The sequence below is a fragment of the Inhella sp. genome (assembly GCF_041912635.1).
In the GTDB taxonomy this organism is placed as follows: Bacteria; Pseudomonadota; Gammaproteobacteria; order Burkholderiales; family Burkholderiaceae_C; genus Inhella.
Map to the genome: position 1 here is coordinate 1 of NZ_JAYRMO010000065.1, position 2,621 is coordinate 2,621.

General features: G+C 70.9%; 3 protein-coding genes. All 3 read left to right on the forward strand.

Annotated features, from left to right (window positions below; all coding sequences use genetic code 11):
* On the forward strand, positions 1-383 hold a 383-nt coding region (locus ACE3QP_RS21620; RefSeq protein WP_374439130.1), incomplete at its 5' end, for a glutathione S-transferase C-terminal domain-containing protein.
* 177 nt (positions 384-560) lie between these two features.
* The gene (locus tag ACE3QP_RS21625) at positions 561-2,225 is read left to right on the forward strand and encodes an MBL fold metallo-hydrolase (RefSeq protein ID WP_374439132.1); all 1,665 of its coding nucleotides are present in this window, start codon (positions 561-563) and stop codon (positions 2,223-2,225) included.
* 21 nt (positions 2,226-2,246) lie between these two features.
* Positions 2,247-2,621: S4 domain-containing protein (locus ACE3QP_RS21630; protein WP_374439135.1), on the forward strand; the 375-nt coding region annotated here is incomplete at its 3' end.

Sequence of the window (2,621 nt, forward strand, 5' to 3'; positions counted from 1 at the left end):
CCGCCGCCGCGCGCTTCGAGACGCTGCAATGGCTCATGTGGCAGATGGGCGGCGTGGGGCCGATGTTCGGCCAGCTCGGCTTCTTCCACAAGTTTGCGGGCAAGGACTACGAGGACAAGCGCCCGCGCGACCGCTACGTGGCCGAATCCAAACGCCTGCTCGGCGTGCTGGAGCAGCGCCTGGCGGGCCGCCGCTGGGTGATGGGCGACGAGTACACCATTGCCGACATCGCCATCTTCCCCTGGGTGCGCAACCTGGTGGGCTTTTATGGCGCGGGCGAACTGGTGGAGTTCGACCGCTTCCCGCAGGTGCAGCGTGCGCTGGCGGCCTTCGTGGAGCGCCCCGCCGTGCAGCGCGGGCTGGAGATTCCCGCCCGCGACTGAGCTGACTCGATTCCGCGTTGCTTCAACACGGCGCATCCACCTGGCACGCTTCAGACCAGGGCTCCCGCGCAAGGGCCGCCCCGCCGCGCTGGGAGCGTCCCCCTGCCCGCAGCGCGCAGCGCTGCGAGAGCGGGGGGAAGCGGCGCAGCCGCTCAGGGGGGTGCTGATAATAGGCGGATGACACGCCCCAGCCAGCTCCTGCACCCGCCCCGCCCGCCCGTTCCCACCTTGAACGCCGCCACCGTGCTGCTGCTGCGCGATGGCGCGCAGGGGCTGGAGGTGCTGATGACGCGGCGCTCGCAGCAAGCCAGCTTTGCGCCGGGCGCCTACGTGTTCCCCGGCGGCGGCATCGACGCGCTGGACACGCAATCGCACGCCGCCGCCGCACGCCGCACCACGCAGGGCGACGAACAGCTCACCGAGGCCATTGCCGCCATCCGCGAGAGCTTCGAGGAGCTGGGCGTGCTGCTGGCGCGCCATGCCGACGGGCGCTGGGGCGGGGCCGACGACATCGCCGCGCTCGACCGCCAGGCCCCGTTCGCCGCACAATGCCAGGCGCGCGGCCTGCGGCTGGCCGCCGACGGTGTGTTCACCCTGGCGCGCTGGATCACCGACCGCGACCTGCCCAAGCGCTTTGATGTGCCGTTTCTGGTGGCGCGCATGCCCGAAGGCCAGACGCCCGTGGCCGACGAAGCCGAGCAGTTCGAGCCCCAATGGGTGCGCCCGCAGGACGCCCTGGAGCGCCACGCCGCTGGCGGCTTCTTCATGATCTTCCCGACCATCCGCACGCTGCAGCGGCTGGCGCCCTTCGCGCGCGCGGACGATGTGCTCGCCGCCTGCGCCGTGAGCGAAGCCCCGCTGTGGACGAGCTGCCCGCGCGCGGGCCTGCTCAATGGCAAGGAAGCGCGCTACATGGAAGACGAAATGCCTTTTGGCGAACTGGCCCTGGTCTGCCCCGACGGCCAGATCGCCCACCCGCTGGACTGGCAGAGCGAGCGCGCCGTGCCGCTGCTGAAGAACGTGCAGCGCCTCACGGCCCCCAACCCCGGCGTGATGACCGGCCCCGGCACCAACAGCTACCTGGTGGGCGACCCGGCCACGGGCTACATCGCCATCGACCCCGGCCCGGCAGACGCCGAACACCTGGAGCGCCTGTGGCGCGCCGCGGGCGGCGACATCCGCATGATCGTATGCACGCATTCGCACCCCGACCACTCGCCAGGCAGCAAGCCGCTGCAGCAGATGTGCCAGCGCGCGGGCCGCGCCACGCCGCCCATCCTGGGCCTGCCCTCGGCCCCCACGGCGCGCGCTGACAGCCAGTTCACGCCCGACCGTGCGCTATCAAACAATGAGCTGCTCACGCTTACTGGCAAAGGGCTGGACGGCGAAATCACCCACACCCTGCAGGTGGTGCACACGCCGGGCCACGCGGCCAACCATGTGTGCCTGCTGCTGCGCGAGGACGGCCTGCTGTTCAGTGGCGACCACATCCTCAACGGCAGCACCACCATCATCAACCCGCCCGACGGCAACATGGCCGACTACCTCGACGCGCTCGACCGGCTCGATGCGCTCTGCGCCGAACACGGCGTGGCGTTCATCCTGCCCGCGCACGGCCATGTGCTGGGCGAGGCACGCGGCGCCATCGCCCAGCTCAAAGGCCACCGCCTGGCGCGCGAGGCCAAGGTCATCGCCGCCATGCAGCAGCTCCCCGAAGGCACGGTGGAGCAGTGGGTGGAACTGGCTTACGCCGACGTGCCGCCACGCATGTGGCCGCTGGCCCAGCGCTCGCTGATCGCGCATGTGGAGCGCATCCGCGCGCAGCAGCCCGGCAACAACTGAACACCCCACCCTCTTCATTCGATGACCGACAAGAACCCTGACCCCAGCCACATCCGCCTGGCCAAACGTGTGGCCGAACAACTGGCCTGCTCGCGCAGCACCGCCGAGCAGTACATCGAAGGCGGCTTTGTGCGCGTGGAAGGCCAGGTGGTGGAACTCCCTGGCGCACGCGTGCGCCCCGGCCAGGCGGTGACGGTAGAGAAAGACGCCAGCCTGCTGGCGCTCACCCCCGTCACCCTGCTGCTGCACAAGCCGCCGGGCTATGAAGCGGGGCTGGGGCTGGACGCGGGCGCAGCCGCGCATGGCAGCCGCAGCCAGGGCGCACCCTCCGCCCTCACGCTGCTGAACGCGCAGAGCCACCTGCCCGAGGATGCCGCGGGCATCCGCGTGCTGCTG

Coding starts and splice junctions, on each gene's coding strand:
- ACE3QP_RS21625 (WP_374439132.1), top strand. CDS start 561: ATGACACGCCCCAGCCAGCTCCTGCACCCGCCCCGCCCGCCCGTTCCC.